Genomic DNA, 16,358 nt, shown 5'->3' on the forward strand with positions numbered 1-16,358 from the left:
GATAACCAGCGCCGCCGCCAAGACCAAAGTCCCGCTGGCCGCCGCCGATGAACAGGCTTCTACGGGCCCATAGCCCAACCGTCAACGGCCAAATGACGGATTTGCGAAAAAACCTGCATCCGGTTCGGCAGAAGCCGCTCAAGGCCCGCCTGTGCCACGCAAACGGGATTTCCCGCGAGATGTGCCATTCGAACCGGTGAGCCGTGCCCCTCCCCTCCCCCGCCGTGCCCTGCCTCGGGGCCGTTCCCAGCCGGTTCGGTCGAGCGGAGCCCCCTCCCCTCTCGCGGGATCAGGCGGATCGGGCGCCTGCGCGGCGCCTTGCATCGCGAAGCACGTAGGCGGCGGCGCCCAGCACCATGGCGGCCAGGGCGAACCAGGTCAGGGCGTAGACGAGGTGGTTGTCCGGGAACGCGACGACCGTCAGGCCCCCCTGCGGCAGGCCTCCGGGATTGGGTGTCGCATCGGCGTCGACGAAGTACGGCGCGACCCGCGACAATCCGCAATCGGCGGCGATGGCGGCGACATCGCGCGAGTACCAGCGCCCGGCCGCCGGATCGTTGGCGCGCAGGAAGGCGCCGCCGGGCTCCGACAGACGCAGCAGGCCGGTGACCCGCACGGGACCGGCGACCTGGCCCGCCGCGCGGGTGGTGGGGTCGCGGCGGTCCCTCGGCACGAAGCCGCGATTGATCAGGATCGTCCCCCCCTCCCCCATCAGGGGGGTCAGCACCCAGAACCCGGCCCCGGCCTCGGTCACGGCCTGGACCAGGGTCTCGCGGTCATGGGCGAACAGGCCCGAAGCGAACACGCGGGTGTAGGGCTCGCAGGCCGGGGCACAGTCGGTGGGGGCCGGCACCGGCGCCGCCTGCAGGCGCGCGTCGACCCGGGCGACGAGGTCGTGCTTCCAGGCCCGGCGCTGGAGCTGCCAGGTTCCGAGGCCGGCGAGGCCCGCGGCGACGAAGCAGGCGAGGAGCCCGAACAGCCACAGGCCCGCGCGCGGGCGGGCCTGTGGGGCGGGGGCGGTCACGGGCGGCCCGCGCCGACGATCAATGCTGGTGCTGATGCGGTGCCGGCGCCGCGACCCCCGGTTCGGTCGGCACCGATTGGGGGGCCGGCATGTGCATGCCGTGGTCGGCCGGCATCATGTTGGTGTCGAGGTGGTACATCACCCACACGGAGCCCACGAGGGTGATCAGCACCAGGGTCAGGGTGAAGATCAGGGCGAGGATGGTCCACCCACCCTCGGACTTCGTGTTCATGTGCAGGAAGTAGACCATGTGGACCACGATCTGCACCACGGCGAAGCCCATGACGACGATGCCGGTGAGCCTCGGGTTGCCGAGGACGTCGCTCATCACCAGCCAGAACGGGATCGCGGTGAGCACGACCGAGGCCAGGAAGCCGGTCATGTAGTCCCGGAACGTGCCGTGGCCGCCGGGCTCCTCGTGGACGTCGCGCCCACTGCCCCGCGTGTGCAGGTCCTCCGATGCGACGCTCATCTAGAGGACTCCCATGAGGTAGACGAAGGTGAACACGCCGATCCAGACCACGTCGAGGAAGTGCCAGAACATCGACAGGCACATCAGCCGGCGCTTGTTCTCGTCCCCGAGCCCGCGCATCTGGACCTGGATCATGAGGATCACGAGCCAGACGATGCCGAGGCTGACGTGCAGGCCGTGGGTGCCGACCAGGGTGAAGAACGCCGACAGGAACGCGCTGCGCTGGGGCGTCGCTTCCTCGTGGATGAGGTGGTGGAACTCGTAGAGTTCGAGGCCGATGAAGCACAGGCCGAACAGGCCGGTGACGCCGAGCCACAGCAGCATGCGGCCCTGTTTCTCCTTCTCCATCTCCAGCATGGCGAAGCCGTAGGTGATGGAGGAGAACAGCAGCATCGAGGTGTTGAGCGCCACGAGCTTGAGGTCGAACAGGTCCTTCGGCGAAGGACCGGCCGCGTAGTTGCGCCCGAGCACGGCGTAGACGGCGAACAGGGCCGCGAAGATGAGGCAATCGCTCATCAGGTAGAGCCAGAAGCCCAGCATCGTTCCCCCTTCGGGATGATGCTTGCCCTGCGCGTCGTGGAAGACCGGGGTGTCCCCCGGTCCCTTGAAATCGTCGGCGGTGAAGGCCGCCGTGGAATGCGCCGCCATGGTTCTCAGACCCGTTCCGCCAGGAGTGCCGTGCGCGCATTCTCCGTCCGCACGACCTCGTCGACGGGAATGTAGAAGTCGCGGGCGTAGTTGAAGGTGTGGCCGATGGTGACCACCGCCAGCGCCACGAAGCTGAGCGCCGCCAGCCACCAGATGTACCAGATCATCGCGAACGAGAAGACGATGCTGAGCATCCCGAGGATGATGCCGGCCGCAGTGCTGCGCGGCATGTGGATCTTGTTGAAGCCGCTCACCGGCCGGACGTAGCCGCGCTTCTTCATGTCCCACCACGCGTCATGGTCGTGGACCACGGGCGTGAAGGCGAAGTTGTAGTCCGGCGGCGGCGAGGAGGTCGCCCATTCGAGGGTACGGCCGTTCCACGGATCGCCGGTCAGGTCGCGCAGTTTCTCGCGCCTCAGGAAACTGACCACCAGGGTGACGATGAACGAGGCGATGCCGAGCAGGATGAGGAACGCCCCGAAGGCCGCGATGACGAACCAGATCTGGAGCGACGGGTCGTCGAAGTGCTGCACCCGGCGCGTCACACCCATGAGCCCGAGGATGTAGAGCGGCATGAAGGCGAACCAGAAGCCCGTGAGCCAGAACCAGAACGAGGTCTTGCCCCAGAACGGATCGAGCTTGTAGCCGAAGGCCTTCGGGAACCAGTAGGTGATGCCCGCGAGCATGCCGAACAGCACGCCGCCGATGATGACGTTGTGGAAGTGCGCGACGAGGAACAGCGAGTTGTGCAGCACGAAGTCGGCCGGGGGCACGGCGAGGAGCACGCCGGTCATGCCGCCGACGGTGAAGGTCACCATGAAGCCGACGGTCCAGAGCATCGGCACGTCGAAGTCGATGCGGCCCCTGTACATGGTGAACAGCCAGTTGAAGATCTTGGCCCCCGTCGGGATCGAGATGATCATCGTCGTGATGCCGAAGAAGGAGTTCACGCTGGCGCCCGACCCCATGGTGAAGAAGTGGTGCAGCCACACGAGGTAGGACAGGATCGTGATCACCACCGTGGCGTAGACCATCGAGGCGTAGCCGAAGAGGCGCTTGCGCGAGAACGTCGCGACGATCTCGGAGAATACGCCGAAGGCCGGCAGGATGAGGATGTAGACCTCCGGGTGACCCCAGATCCACACGAGGTTCACGTACATCATCGGGTTGCCGCCGAGATCGTTCGAGAAGAAGTGCGTGCCCACGTAGCGATCGAGGGACAGCATCGACAGAACGGCGGTGAGGACCGGGAAGGCGGCCACGATGAGGATGTTGGTGCAGAGGGACGTCCAGGTGAAGATCGGCATCCGCATCATGCTCATGCCGGGGGCCCGCATCTTCACGATGGTGGCGATGAGGTTGATGCCCGAGAGCAGCGTCCCGATCCCGGCGATCTGCAGCGCCCAGATATAATAGTCGACGCCGACCCCGGGGCTCATGGCCGGTCCCGACAGGGGCGGATAGGCGAGCCAGCCTGTGCGGGCGAATTCGCCGACGAACAGCGAGGCCATCACCGTGAGGGCGCCGCTGACGGTCATCCAGAAGCTGAAGTTGTTGAGGAACGGGAAGGCCACGTCGCGGGCGCCGATCTGCAGGGGCACGACGTAGTTCATCAGGCCCGTCACCAAGGGCATCGCCACGAAGAAGATCATGATCACGCCGTGGGCCGTGAAGATCTGGTCGTAGTGGTGCGGCGGCAGGTAGCCCTCGTTGGCGCCGAAGGCCATGGCCTGCTGGGCCCGCATCATCAGGGCGTCGGCAAAGCCGCGCAGGAGCATGACCAGGGCCAGCACGATGTACATGATGCCGATCTTCTTGTGATCGACGCTCGTGAACCAGTCGCGCCACAGGGGCCCCCAGAGGCGGAAATAGGTGAGGCCGCCGAGGACCACGAGGCCGCCGAGGCCGACCATCGCGAAGGTGACGAGGAGGATCGGCTCATGCAGCGGAACGGCGTCGAGGGTCAGCCGCCCGAACAGGAGCTTCTGAAGATCCGGATTGGAGAACATGGGCCTGTCTCGTGAGAGGAGTGCCGAATGGGGCCGCGGGCGGAGGCGTCCGCGTTATTTGTTGAGCTGACCGGGGGCGACGGGATCGGTGCCGCCGGGTCCGTCGCTCTTCGTTCCGTCACCCTTGGATCCGTCCCCGGCCGGAGCGGCATCTCCCGCGCCGGTGGCGTGACCGGAATGATCGTGGCCGGAATGGTCCGATCCCGAATGCGGCTTCACCTCGGGCGCCGTGGATTTCGGCTTCATGCCCTGCGGCTGCTCGGGGCTGTGCGACGACCGCCCCGAACCGCCGACGGTGGCGGCGTTGCCCTCGTCGCCGCGCTCGGCGTAGCGATTGTCGTATTCCAGGCGCGCCCGGTTGGCGTGGCTGTCTTTGCCAGCGCCGCCCTTGGCGTCGATGGCCATCATCTCGTGCATGCACATCTTGCCGGGCACGGCACACATGTTGAGCACCCGCCCGTAGAGGCCGGGATCGACGGAGGAGTAGAACGTCACTGGCTCGCGCTCGCTCGGCCGCTCGAGTTCGAGGTAGGCGTCGCGGCTGAGCGGCTTGTCGGCCGCCTTCGCCTTGGCGACCCAGGCGTCGAAGCCGGCCTGATCGAGGCCGACGAAGCGGAAGTTCATGCGGGAGAAGCCCGAGCCGCTGTAGTTCGCCGACATGCCCTCGAAGGTGCCGGGCTTGTTGATCACGGCGTGCAGCTTCGTCTCCATGCCGGGCATGGCGTAGATCTGCCCGGCCAGCGCGGGGATGAAGAACGAGTTCATCACCGTGGCGGCCGTGATCTTGAACGTGATGGGCACATCGACGGGGGCGGCGATCTCGTTGACGGTGGCGATGCCCTGATCTGGGTAGAAGAACAGCCACTTCCAATCGAGTGCGACGACCTCGACCACCAGGGGCTTCACGTCCTTCGGCAGGGGCCGCGACGCGTCCAGGCGGCTCAGCGGCCGGTAGGGATCGAGGGTGTGGGTGCTGATCCAGGTGAGCGCGCCGAGCGCGATGACGATCACCAGGGGCGCCGACCAGATCAGCACCTCGAGGTGGGTCGAGTGGTGCCAATCGGGATCGTAGGTCGCCGCCTTGTTCGACGCGCGGTAGCGCCAGGCGAAGAACAGGGTCGCGGCGATCACCGGAATGATGATCAGCAGCATCAGCCCCGTGGAGGCGAGGATGAGGTCGCGCTGCCGCATGGCGATGTCGCCCGACGGCTGCATCAGCACCATGTTGCAGCCCGACAGCAGGCCGAACACGGGCAGGAGGAGGAGCGGTCTCAGAATTCTGACGGTCATGGGATCGGCTGACGCGGACTCGATGATGCCGCCCGTGCCGTGCCGCGGATCGGCGTCACGTCGAACGTGGCGCCTAGTGCGATGCAACAGACCGGCCTGACAAGGGGAAAGGTATGCTCTCAGGTAGGCACTGGGAGCATAGCCAAACCCTTTCCCCCGAGGCAATGTCCCTTACCGCCTCAGGGACATTCTCCCGCCCCGGTGGCATCGTGTCCCCGTCCCGGCCGCGGCGCCGCGGCTGCGACAGGGCAGCGCCGTTTCCGGGCCGGAGCGGCTTTCGCTTTGACGGGTGGTGGCGGCAGGCCCTAATCAGGACCGAGACTAGGTCAGGATCGAGACGAAGGGGCCGCGCCCAGGCGGACGCATCGCCCCCCATCCATCAAGCCAGCGAGCAGACGTTTCCCGATGAGCGCAGATTACGCAGTGCCGTCCTCGTCGGAGGCGGAGCGCCACGCCCACGAGGCCCTCTCGGACCATACGGTCGCCCCGGGCGAGATCGCCATCGGCGTGGTGATCGGCCGCGCCGCCGAGTATTTCGACTTCTTCGTCTATGGCATCGCCTCGGTGCTCATCTTCCCGAAGGTGTTCTTCCCCTTCGCGACGCCGCTCGCCGGCACGCTGTATTCCTTCGCGCTGTTCGCCCTCGCCTTCGTCGCCCGGCCCATCGGCTCGGCGATCTTCACGGAGATCGACCGGCGGCACGGGCGCGGGGTGAAGCTCACCATCGCGCTGTTCCTGCTCGGCGGCTCCACGGCGGCCATCGCCTTCCTGCCGAACTACGCGACGCTGGGCGCCACCACGATCTGGCTGCTCGCGGCCTTCCGGTTCGGCCAGGGCCTGGCGCTCGGCGGCGCCTGGGACGGCCTCGCCTCGCTGCTCGCCCTCAACGCCCCCGAGGGAAAGCGCGGCTGGTACGCGATGATGCCGCAGCTCGGCGCGCCCATCGGCTTCATGCTGGCCTCGGCCCTGTTCGCGTTCTTCCTCGCCAACCTGTCGGAAGCCGACTTCCTCGATTTCGGCTGGCGCTACCCGTTCTTCGTCGCCTTCACCATCAACGTGGTGGCTTTGTTCGCCCGCCTGCGCCTCGTGGCGACGGAGGAATTCGTCCGCCTCATCGAGATGCGCGAACTCGAGCCGACGCCGGTGCTCGAGACCGTGCGGGTGCATGGCCGCGACATCCTCGTCGGCGCCTTCGTGCCCCTGGCGAGCTTCGCGCTGTTCCACCTCGTGACGGTGTTCCCGATCTCGTGGATCAACCTGTTCACCCAGCGCTCGGTGGGCGAGTTCCTCATGGTGCAGTTCGCCGGGGCGGTCGTCGGTGCCGGCGCCATCGTGATCTCGGGCATCGTCGCTGACCAGATCGGACGCCGGACCCTGGTGGCCATCGCGGCCGGCTTGATCCTGCTGTTCGCCCTCGGCAGCATCGTGGCCCCACTGCTCGTCGGCGACAGCGAGGTCGGCCAGACCATCTACGTGCTGGTTGGCTTCGGTCTGCTCGGTCTCTCGTACGGCCAGACCTCGGGCTCGGTCACGAGCAACCTCGGCACCCGCTACCGCTACACCGGCGCGGCGCTCACCTCGGATCTGGCCTGGCTCATCGGCGCCGGTTTCGCGCCGCTGGTCGCCCTCAGCCTGTCGAGCGAGTTCGGTCTCGCCTGGGTCGGCGTCTACCTGCTGTCCGGCGCCGTCGCGACCCTCGCGGCCCTCGGCTACAACCGGCGCACCACCGCGACGGCCTGAGCGACTCGCCGTTCCACGGATACGTGGAACGGCGCATCCTGCCGTCGGTGGAACGGCGCGCCGCCCTACTCGGAACGGTCGCGCCCGGCTTGCGGCGCGGCATCCTCGTCCTCGTCCTCGGCGGTGGGGATCGCATAACGATCCGTCAGCCAGCGGCCGAGGTCGACGTCGGCGCAGCGGGTCGAGCAGAACGGACGGAACTCCGGCTTGGCCGGCTTGCGGCAGATCGGGCACGCCTCTTCGGGCGCCGTCGGCCAGGGAATCGGTCCGGTCACAAGCTGCTCCCCGGTGCTTGTCCCCACGCTCCCCGAACGGGAAAACCCTCGCCTTCCAAGAGACTTAGGGTCTCGTAGAGCGGCAGGCCGATCACCGCGCTGTGCGAGCCGACGAGCTTGACCACGAAGGCGCCGGCCAGCCCCTGGATGGCGTAACCGCCGGCTTTGCCGCGCCATTCCTCCGAGGCGACGTAGGCCTCGATCTCGCGACTCGACAGCCGCTTGAACCGCACCCGGGTCTCGACCACGCGTTCGCGCCGGGTGCCCTTCGGCGACAGGAGGCACACCGCCGTGTAGACCCGGTGCTGGCGCCCCGAGAGCAGGCGCAGGCAATCGGCGGCCTCGTCCGCCACCTCGGCCTTCGGCAGGACGCGGCGCCCCACCGCCACCACGGTATCGGCAGCAATCACAAAGGCTTGGCGCATGTCGTCACGCCGCCGCGCCGCGTCGCCCGCGACGTCGAGCTTGTCGCGCGCCAGGCGCCGGGCGAGCTCGCGCGGGGTCTCGGACTTGCGCGGCGTCTCGTCGACATCCGCCGGCAGGAGCGCGTCGGGCTCGATCCCGGCCTGCTGCAACAGGGCGAGCCGCCGCGGCGAAGCGGAGGCGAGGACGAGTCGGGCGCCGCCCGATGGCGCGGGTGACCCGGAGGCATCAGCTGTCGTCACGTGCGAACCGTCATGCGAAAAAAGTGATCCAGACAAAGGACTTACGGGAACCCTCGCCGGCCCGGAGCGACACCGCCCGGCAAGACGCGCGACGCTATCGGAATCCGGCCCGTATGGGAATGCACGCAGCCCCCATCAAGGCCGTGGACAACGCGACCGTGTCTGGTATGGTCCCTCCCGCGGCCCCAAACGCCGCACCGCAGGCCCCACGCCGCGGCTCGCGGGCGTAGTTCAGTGGTAGAACGTCAGCTTCCCAAGCTGAATATGCGGGTTCGATTCCCGCCGCCCGCTCCAACCTATCCCGTTGAAGCATCGGCCTTTCTAACGTTATGCCGCTGATCGCGCGGTCCCCGCGTTCCCCATGCCGGTTCAGGGCTGTTCCTGACCGCCCGGTGCGCCGCCCGTAATTCGGCGACCGCGCGGGATTTTCCGATGGCGCCGCGCGAGTAGCGCAGCGTCGTCGAGCCCTGCGCATGGGCGGCGGCCGACCGAATATGGTCGAGATCCGCACCGGCATCCTCGGCCTCGGTGATGGCGCCGGCGCGCGCGTCCATGTTCCACACGGCATCCGGCACACCGGCAGCCCGGGCGACGATGCGCCATTCCCGCCCGTAGGCCGACTCGGCGTAGGGCCGGCCGGCGGTCTCGTCGATGATCAGCGGTCCGGTGCGGCGGTCGGCTGGCACGCGCTCGAGGAGCGCCAGGACGATCGCGCAGAGCTTCAGGTCATGCGCGGCGAAGGCCCCCGTCTTCGTGGTCGCCTTGCGCACCACCAGGTCGGCCGCGAGGTCGGACCACGTGAGGCCGTTGGCCCAGCGCCGGCTGTTCAGGACGATGCCGGTCACCGGCTCGCCGGCGGCGATCGGCGTCCACTCGCCGATGACATCTTTCTGGCGCATCGCCGTCTCGAATTGAATGGCCGTCCCGAGCGCCAGGGACAGGCGGCCGCGCGCCAGGGCGCCGGCAACGAAGGCCTCGACGTGCACGAGTTCCATCGCGATCCGGCGGCGCGCCGGCTGGGCGAACCGGGCATGCTCCAGCACCTCGTAGAGCCGCCGGCACTCCGGCAGTTCGGCCATGATGCCGAAGGCGAACAACTCCCTCAGCTTCTTGATGATGCCGTAGGCGCCGCACCCGCTCAGGGCCGCCCGGGGCCTTCGGCTTCTTAGCCGCCCCGTACCAGCGGTAGAAATCGCCGATCTTGAGCGCGGCGAGCGCGCGGGCACCGAACGCCTTCTCGATGATGACGAGGGTGTAGGTGTCCTTGTGCCGGGTCGTGTGCTTGAGCCGTTGGAACGGGCTGGCCTCGTCGGTCTGGTATCGGCGTGACAAGCCGAGGATCGTTCCGTCGAAGCGCTGTGTCTCGCGCCCCTGGCCGGACGACCATTCCAGCATCTCGGCCTGGAGCTTCATGCAGGCGGCCGCGAGCAGATCCCGCTGCGCCGGGTCGTCGACGGCGTAGGGCAAGCGCACGGTCTCGGGCCGATAGCCGGCCTTCACGAGATCCGCACGGGCCACCCAATAGGCGACATCCGGCCCAGTCTTGCGCTTCCGGCGCTTGAGGCCGGGCGCTGTGAAGTCAGAGGGCATCGAGGTTCTCGGTTCCGTCGAGGCCGGACGCCTCGAAACGGGAGAGACCGTAGCGCCGATTCCAGAAGGCCTAGACAGCCAGCCAGAAGCGGCCGCCCATGACGGGATCGATCTTCGGCAAGCCGTGGCGCTCCAGGACGATCGCCTTGGCCGCCCACTCCGCCAGCGCCTAGCAGGGTGTTGAAGAAGTCAGCCAGCGGCGGGCAATGAAGCGGATTTCGTCGCCGCAGTGGACGCGGATTTTGCCGCGAAGCGAGCCGTCGGCCTGGACCTCGGCTAATCCCGAGCCGCAGACCGCATCCATCTCGTCATCGCCAATCCCGTCGAACACGATGGCGGCGCGATCGCTCCCGCGGGTGGCTCCGCCAGCAAAAGCTCCGGTGACACACCCGAAGGCGAACTCGCCGCGGCCGTCCTCGAAGAGGATGTAGGCCGGCTCGACCATGTCGGCGTAGTCGTCCTCGTAGCCAGGCAGCTCAACGATTGACCCTGACCCAGCATACTGGTCCGCGCTCAGCGCAAGTTTTTCGGGCATCCTGAACCCTGAAGGAGGGTGGATGCCATGCCTCGCAAGCGCTTCACGAATGAACAGATCGCCTTCGCCCTGCGGCAGGCGGAGAACGGYGCGACGGTGGACGAGGTCTGCCGGAAGATGGGCGTATCCGAGCCGACGTTTTATCGCTGGAAGAAGCAGTTCGTCGGCATGGGCGTGCCGGAGATCCGACGGCTCGAGCAGCTGGAGGACGAGAATGGTAAGCTSAAGCGGCTGGTCGCCGATCTGACGCTGGACCGCTCGATGCTGCAGGACGTGCTCAAGGATCAGTGGTGAGGCCCGCCGTTCGCCGTGAGGTCGCGGGTCATCTACAGGTGGCCTACGACATCAGYGAGCGTCGGGCYTGYCWGGCCACCGGCTTCGGCCGTTCGTCCCAGCGCTACAGGAAGYGCTCGGACCCTCAGGTCGCGCTGCGGATGCGGTTGAAAGAAATGGCCGCGGCGCGGGTGCGCTACGGCTATCGGCGGCTGCACATCCTGTTGCGACGGGAGGGCTGGGAGGTGAACCATAAGCGCACCTACCGGAACAACCCGCGACGAAGGGCTGTCGATCCGGTCCAAGCTGCCNCTGCACATCCTGTTGCGACGGGAGGGCTGGGAGGTGAACCATAAGCGCACCTACCGGAACAACCCGCGACGAAGGGCTGTCGATCCGGTCCAAGCTGCCMAAGCGCAAGCGGGCTTGGCGGTATCGCCAGGGACGACCGGCGATCGGTGGACCCAACGAGGTCTGGGCSATGGACTTCATGTCCGACCGCCTGTTCGACGGGCGTCCGTTCCGGATCCTGACGGTCGTCGATTGCCACACGCGAGAGGCGCTCTCGCTCACACCGAGAGCCAACGGGACGGCCCAAGAGCTTGCGGGTCGACAATGGGCCGGAGTTCGCCGGTCGCATGCTCGACCAGTGGGCCTACCTGAACGGGGTCGAGATCGACTTCTCCCGACCGGGCAAGCCGACCGACAACGCCTACGTCGAGTCGTTCAACGGCCGCCTACGGGCGGAATGCCTGAACGCCTCGTGGTTCCTGTCGCTGGCTGATGCCCGCGACCGCATCGAGGACTGGAGGTGCCACGACAACGACGATCGCCCCCACACGGCCCTGGGCGGCTTGACGCCCCGAGCCTTCGCCAACCAAGCTGTCACAGCCCGAGACCTTGCATAGGCCGTGGACCNACAACGACGATCGCCCCCACACGGCCCTGGGCGGCTTGACGCCCCGAGCCTTCGCCAACCAAGCTGTCACAGCCCGAGACCTTGCATAGGCCGTGGACCACAAACGGGGTCAACTCCAACATGGCTCAAAGCCGTACCTCAGGAAGGACCACTTTTCAGGGGGAAGGCCAGCACAGCAAGAAAATCCATGTGTCCCGCTGCGGGGACAGCATTGTCTTCAAGTACGGCAAAGGCGATCCTATCAACCGGCGGATCACCGACATCGACTCAGCGGATGCCGTCGAGTTGGCAACGGCGATAAGTCAGATTTTCGCCGTCGATAATCCCAGCGCGCCCAATCCTCCCATTAAAAAATTCGTCGACTCTGTTATGGAGGGGCAGAGACTGGCAACAAGCGTCATCGTTGAACCGTCCTCAATGGCTACACCTCAACCACTCACATGCTAATCTGATATTTAATCAGATATGAAACAACTTAGGTAATTTGGAAACAGATGCCCTGAGTTGTTTTCCAGCCAGAATATTGGCAGGCCGCGCCCGACGATGATGAGCACTATATCTACGCTATAGCCCTCTAATACCGCACTGTGCGACTTCCAGAGCTAGGCCATTTCTGAATGGCCGGGTCTGGTGGACTCCGAAAGGGCGGCTTTCCAGGAGGCAGGTCGCGATGGCTGCGGTCCCTTGCGTCGCCGTATTTCCCGAGAACGATCGAGTTTCAAGAAATAGTAGCCGCCTTTCGTTGGCGGTCATCGATACGGGATCATCGTTTTAGATGTATGGTGCAAGACGTCGGTTGGCCGGCATCCATGCTGATAATCCGGTCAGCGTGTGCCCTCCGCTGCCGGCCAGACGACCTCCAGCGCCGTCCCGATGATCCGCCACGCACCGTCGATCCGGGCGTAATGGTCGGCATAGAGGCCGAGCAGCAGCAGCGGATTCGGATCCGGCTTCGACGCGGTTTCGAAATCGATCAGATAGCAGCGTCCCTCCGCCGTGTCGGGTCCGGTCAGCGTGACCTGATGATTGGTGATCGCGTGCATGAAGGGGTAGCGGCCCCGCCCGTCACGGTCGAACTGGCGAAAGGCATCGGCCAGCCCCGCCTTGATCGCGGGCAGCCCCGTCATCGTGCCGACCGTGACCGTCACCGTGGCATCGGGGGCGAACACCTGATCGAGACCGTCGATGTCGCCGCTGTCGAGACTGGCGGAATAGCGCAGTCGAAGCTGGCGGATCTCCTCCACCTCCAGCAGCGCGGCGATGCGGGGATTGATCATGCTCATGCCGCCGCCTCCATGGCTGGGGACCAGGCCGGATAATCGGTATAGCCCCGCGCACCCGACGTGCCGTAGAACGTGGTGCGATCGGCCTCTGCCATCGGGTGGCCTTCTCGCCAGCGTTCGACGAGATCGGGGTTGGCGATGAAGCCGCGACCGACCGCGATCAGGTCGAGCTTGCCGGCCTTCAACGCCGCTTCGCCGGAGTGTCGATCGAAACCGCCCGCCGCGATCAGCGTACCGCGATAGGTGCGGCAGAAGTCGGCGGAGAACGTCTCCGGCATCTTCTCGGCACCGATCGTCAACTGATCGCTCAGATGGACGTAGGCGAGCCGCCGCGACTCGAAGGCTGCCGCCGCTTGCACCCATGTCTCCGCTTCATCGGCAAAGGGCCGCATGTCGTAGAGCCGGCCGAACGGCGAGATGCGGACGCCGACCCGTTCCATCCCGATCTCCGCCGCCACCGCGTCGATCGTTTCCATCAGGAAGCGCAGCCGGTTCTCAACCGACCCGCCATAGCGGTCGTCACGGTCGTTCAGCGCTCCGTTGATGAATTGCTCGAACAGATAGCCGTTGGCCCCGTGAAGCTCGACGCCGTCGAAGCCGGCATCGATCGCACGGCGGGCGGCACGCACGAAATCCGCCGTGACCCGCGCCACGTCGTCGGTCGACAGCGCCCGTGGCGTGCTGACCGGCACCGGGCCGGGCTTCCCGTCCTCGCCGATCGTGAAGGCGGTGACGCCAACCGCCGCCTGTCCGGTCGGGCCGACCGGTGCTGCGCCACCCGGTTGCAGCGAAACATGCGAGACGCGACCGACGTGCCACAGTTGTGCGAAGATGCGCCCGCCCTCGGCGTGCACCGCATCGGTGACATGGGCCCATCCGGCCTTTTGCGCGTCGTTGAAGAGGCCCGGCACGTAGAGATAGCCGCGTGCCTCCTCCGACACCGGCAGCCCTTCGGTGACGATCAGGCCGGCCCCGGCGCGTTGCCGATAGTAAAGCGCCGTCTGCGCGTCCGGGATCTCATCGGGGGCGCGGGCGCGGGTCATCGGCGCCATGACGACGCGGTTGGCAAGTCGCCGGTCGCCCAGATCATAGGGTTCGAACAACATGGTCATCGGATGGTCCTTGATTGGTTCAGGCCGCCAGCGCGTGCGCGGGCGGGCGAAGGCTCGGGAAATGCGGCATTACGTCGCGCACCAGATCGTCCATCAGCGCGGCATGCGGGCGACGGCTGATCTTGGGATTGAGCGCGGCATGGTTGATGCCGGCATCGCGCGCCTGTCCCAGAAACTCCGCCAGCGCCTTGCTGCCTGTACGGAAGCCGGCGCGGATCTGCTGCATCGGCTGGTCGCGGTCGGCGACGAGGTCGAGGTAGCCGGCGATGCCGATCGGCTTGAAGACGCCGTCGCCCGCCTCGCGTTCGACCAGACCGCGCCAGTCGTCCGCGAAGTCCGTGAGGCGGTCGATCGACGGCGACGGCGCGATGAAGCCCTGCATGTTGGCCGCCACCCACTCCAGCGACTGCTGGCCGCGGCCGATGGCGATCGTCGGGATGGGTCCGAATGCCGGCTTGGGCACTAGATCGAGCTGGCCGTCGCCGCGTCCGAAGCGCGGCGAGGCAAAGTGCGGATAGTCGGTCCCGATCACCGTCCGATAAACGTCGAATGCGTCGCGGAACCGTTCGCCGCGCGTGGCGAAATCGATGCCGAACAGCGGATATTCGGACGGACGATCGCCCGACGACAGGCCCAACATCATGCGACCTGCCGACAGCCGATCGACGGTCGCCACCTGCTTGGCGAGCAGCTTGGGCTCGCGCAGCGGCAGGACGATGCCGGCCGTTCCCAACGCGATCGACGTCGTGACCGATGCGATCGCGGCGAGATAGGTCAGCGGCTCGAACACCTGACCCGCATCGCCATAGCCGGGATCGTAGAACGGCACGTCGCGCATCCACAGCGCGCTAAGGCCCGCCGCATCGGCCGCGATCGCCGCAGCCATATGGCCGCGCATCGTCGGTGCGGGCGCATCGGGGTAGGTTTCCAGCGGCATGATGAGGCCGAGCGTCAGCGCCCCGGGCGCGAACAGGCTGTGGTGGCCGGGGTGACGGGATAGGGAAGCGGCAGGCATCGGATAACTCCTTGTCCCGCCTCTATCTAGAGCCTCGCTCACGGACGATAATGTGTTGCGTATGACGACCACTCCGTCCTAGCATTCCACAATGGACGTACAGGACCTCGCCGGATTGATCGAGTTCGTGCGGGTGGCGCAGGCCGGTAGTTTCACCGCCGCCGCTGCCACGCTGGGGCTGACCGGGTCGGCGGTTGGCAAGAGCGTGTCGCGGCTGGAGGCCCGCCTCGGCACCAAATTGTTCCACCGCACGACTCGGCGGATCACGCTGACCAATGAGGGCGAGGTCTATTACGAAAGCTGCGTCCGCGCTCTGGAGGAACTCGACGATGTCGAACAGCGGCTGATGACCGGGCGCAGCGAGCCGGTCGGCCGTGTCCGGCTGGACTTGCCCGGTGCGTTCGGGCGACGCCATGTGCTGCCGATCCTGCAGGAACTGGTGCTTCGGCATCCGGGCCTCGACCTGTCGATCAATTTCAGCGAGCGGACCGCCGTCATCGTCGAAGAAGGGGTCGATCTGGCGGTGCGGATCGGACGGCTGACGGACGACGCCGATCTGGTCGCCGTCCCGCTCGGTCGCCAGCGGCTTGTGATCTGCGCGTCACCCTCCTACCTCGCCGGACATGGTACGCCATCGATGCCGGCCGACCTCGCCTCGCGGGACTGCATTACCGGCTGGCGGCGGGACGGGCACCCAGCTTGGTTGCTGCGGCAGGCGGATGGGACCATCACATCCGTCCCGGTGCGCGCGCGTCACGAACTGAGCGACGGCGAGGCGATGGTGGCAGCGACGCTCGCCGGCGGTGGCCTGTGCCAGCTCCCCACCTGGCTGTTGGCCGAACACCTCGCGAGCGGTGGGCTCCGCACGGTGCTGGACGATCACGCCGGTGCGGAAATGCCGATCCATGCTGTCTGGCCCCGGTCCCGCTACGTGCGCCCCGCCATCCGGGTGATCGTGGCGATGCTTCGACAGCATGCTCAGATGCGGCCCTCTCCCTTTTACGCCTGACGGCAACCATGCCGCTCGATATCGACGGCAACCCGTCCGACCTGATCCGGCATGCGGCGATGGCTTGGTTGATCGGCCAGCACGATGCCATCGCAGGTGATCGTCTTCGAACACCGGATTATCCCACGCCTGCCTTCGCGATCCGGGCAGGCTGTTTTCAGACGGCGTAAGACCCCGGCGCTTCGGGTCACGTCACAATGTGGCGTGCTGGCCACGCTTTCCCGGAAAGGAACCCCGATAAAGACGAGGGACGCGTTTTCGGAATCGATCGACAATCGGAAATGTCCGGCAGATGGATGCCCGACCTTTGGGAAGCGGTCGCCCGATCGAATGGCGTGATCAGATAGTGATATGGCGCGCTTGGCCACTGACCATTGGGTCGCTGCAAGGCACTTAGAGTCCGTCCGATAAGTCATGACGCTCGGCCCAGCCTTCGGACGAGGATCATGATGGCGGCGGCGTAGAGGAAGGCCTGAGCTGAGGCGAGGGTCGCTTCCGG

15 protein-coding genes, 1 tRNA gene and 3 pseudogenes are annotated in these 16,358 nt (G+C 66.7%); 6 read left to right on the forward strand and 13 right to left on the reverse strand.

The window, feature by feature from the left end; genetic code table 11:
- Positions 1–289 precede the first annotated feature (289 nt).
- The 5 genes from ASF22_RS16315 to cyoA are packed head-to-tail and all read right to left on the reverse strand — an operon-like array spanning position 290 to position 5,443.
- Positions 290–985 (reverse strand): SURF1 family protein, encoded by a 696-nt coding sequence (locus tag ASF22_RS16315; RefSeq protein ID WP_056266317.1) that lies wholly within the window; start codon positions 983–985, stop codon positions 290–292.
- 58 nt (positions 986–1,043) lie between these two features.
- Positions 1,044–1,496, reverse strand: a complete 453-nt coding sequence (gene cyoD / locus ASF22_RS16320) for a cytochrome o ubiquinol oxidase subunit IV (protein WP_082479024.1) — start codon at positions 1,494–1,496, stop codon at positions 1,044–1,046.
- Entirely contained in the window at positions 1,497–2,144 is a 648-nt protein-coding gene (gene cyoC / locus ASF22_RS16325; RefSeq protein ID WP_056266298.1) for a cytochrome o ubiquinol oxidase subunit III, read from the reverse strand.
- A 5-nt stretch (positions 2,145–2,149) separates the two neighbouring features.
- Positions 2,150–4,153 (reverse strand): cytochrome o ubiquinol oxidase subunit I, encoded by a 2,004-nt coding sequence (cyoB, locus tag ASF22_RS16330; protein ID WP_056266302.1) that lies wholly within the window; start codon positions 4,151–4,153, stop codon positions 2,150–2,152.
- 54 nt (positions 4,154–4,207) lie between these two features.
- Entirely contained in the window at positions 4,208–5,443 is a 1,236-nt protein-coding gene (cyoA, locus tag ASF22_RS16335) for a ubiquinol oxidase subunit II (RefSeq protein WP_082483766.1), read from the reverse strand.
- A 405-nt stretch (positions 5,444–5,848) separates the two neighbouring features.
- On the opposite strand from cyoA, the gene ASF22_RS16340 reads away from it, so the two are divergent.
- Positions 5,849–7,183, forward strand: a complete 1,335-nt coding sequence (locus tag ASF22_RS16340) for an MFS transporter (RefSeq protein ID WP_056171060.1) — start codon at positions 5,849–5,851, stop codon at positions 7,181–7,183.
- A 65-nt stretch (positions 7,184–7,248) separates the two neighbouring features.
- Here ASF22_RS16340 and yacG read toward each other — a convergent pair whose 3' ends face one another.
- Together yacG and ASF22_RS16350 are read right to left on the reverse strand one after the other, a co-directional pair.
- A complete protein-coding gene (gene yacG, locus ASF22_RS16345; protein WP_056171063.1) occupies positions 7,249–7,458 on the reverse strand; it encodes a DNA gyrase inhibitor YacG in 210 nt (69 codons plus the stop codon).
- The gene (locus ASF22_RS16350; RefSeq protein WP_056171066.1) at positions 7,455–8,123 is read right to left on the reverse strand and encodes a Maf-like protein; all 669 of its coding nucleotides are present in this window, start codon (positions 8,121–8,123) and stop codon (positions 7,455–7,457) included. Before ASF22_RS16350 ends, yacG begins: the two co-directional genes overlap by 4 nt.
- 220 nt (positions 8,124–8,343) lie before the next feature.
- On the opposite strand from ASF22_RS16350, the gene ASF22_RS16355 reads away from it, so the two are divergent.
- Positions 8,344–8,417: transfer RNA gene (locus ASF22_RS16355), tRNA-Gly, on the forward strand.
- Positions 8,418–8,419: 2 nt separating this feature from the next.
- Here the strand turns inward: ASF22_RS16355 and ASF22_RS24985 are convergent.
- Together ASF22_RS24985 and ASF22_RS16365 are read right to left on the reverse strand one after the other, a co-directional pair.
- Positions 8,420–9,220: a hypothetical protein gene (locus ASF22_RS24985; protein ID WP_244474317.1), complete on the reverse strand. Its 801-nt coding sequence runs from the start codon at positions 9,218–9,220 to the stop codon at positions 8,420–8,422.
- Positions 9,221–9,882: 662 nt separating this feature from the next.
- Positions 9,883–10,248 carry a hypothetical protein gene (locus ASF22_RS16365; protein WP_056266304.1) on the reverse strand — a complete coding sequence of 122 codons (366 nt, stop codon included), beginning with the start codon at positions 10,246–10,248 and terminating at the stop codon, positions 9,883–9,885.
- Positions 10,249–10,275: 27 nt separating this feature from the next.
- On the opposite strand from ASF22_RS16365, the pseudogene ASF22_RS24040 reads away from it, so the two are divergent.
- Both ASF22_RS24040 and ASF22_RS16375 read left to right on the forward strand, forming a co-directional pair.
- A pseudogene (locus ASF22_RS24040) lies at positions 10,276–10,832 on the forward strand (transposase); the annotation flags it as partial.
- A 1-nt stretch (position 10,833) separates the two neighbouring features.
- A pseudogene (locus tag ASF22_RS16375) lies at positions 10,834–11,429 on the forward strand (integrase core domain-containing protein); the annotation flags it as partial.
- Between the two features lie 835 nt (positions 11,430–12,264).
- On the opposite strand, the gene ASF22_RS16380 reads toward ASF22_RS16375, so the two are convergent.
- Genes ASF22_RS16380 through ASF22_RS16390 form a run of 3 tightly spaced genes read right to left on the reverse strand, consistent with a single transcriptional unit; the run spans position 12,265 to position 14,850 of the window.
- The gene (locus ASF22_RS16380) at positions 12,265–12,723 is read right to left on the reverse strand and encodes a nuclear transport factor 2 family protein (RefSeq protein ID WP_244474318.1); all 459 of its coding nucleotides are present in this window, start codon (positions 12,721–12,723) and stop codon (positions 12,265–12,267) included.
- A complete protein-coding gene (locus tag ASF22_RS16385) occupies positions 12,720–13,835 on the reverse strand; it encodes an alkene reductase (protein ID WP_056266310.1) in 1,116 nt (371 codons plus the stop codon). The genes ASF22_RS16380 and ASF22_RS16385 overlap by 4 nt, the downstream gene beginning before the upstream one ends.
- Positions 13,836–13,854: 19 nt before the next feature.
- Positions 13,855–14,850, reverse strand: coding sequence for a TIGR03571 family LLM class oxidoreductase (locus ASF22_RS16390; RefSeq protein WP_056266311.1), 996 nt, complete (start codon positions 14,848–14,850; stop codon positions 13,855–13,857).
- A 115-nt stretch (positions 14,851–14,965) separates the two neighbouring features.
- On the opposite strand from ASF22_RS16390, the gene ASF22_RS16395 reads away from it, so the two are divergent.
- The gene (locus tag ASF22_RS16395) at positions 14,966–15,859 is read left to right on the forward strand and encodes a LysR family transcriptional regulator (protein ID WP_210166661.1); all 894 of its coding nucleotides are present in this window, start codon (positions 14,966–14,968) and stop codon (positions 15,857–15,859) included.
- Between the two features lie 8 nt (positions 15,860–15,867).
- Positions 15,868–16,029, forward strand: coding sequence for a hypothetical protein (locus ASF22_RS24050; protein WP_156369022.1), 162 nt, complete (start codon positions 15,868–15,870; stop codon positions 16,027–16,029).
- 242 nt (positions 16,030–16,271) lie between these two features.
- Here the strand turns inward: ASF22_RS24050 and ASF22_RS24055 are convergent.
- A pseudogene (locus ASF22_RS24055) lies at positions 16,272–16,358 on the reverse strand (IS5/IS1182 family transposase); the annotation flags it as partial.

The organism is Methylobacterium sp. Leaf87, assembly GCF_001422775.1.
Taxonomy (GTDB): Bacteria; Pseudomonadota; Alphaproteobacteria; order Rhizobiales; family Beijerinckiaceae; genus Methylobacterium.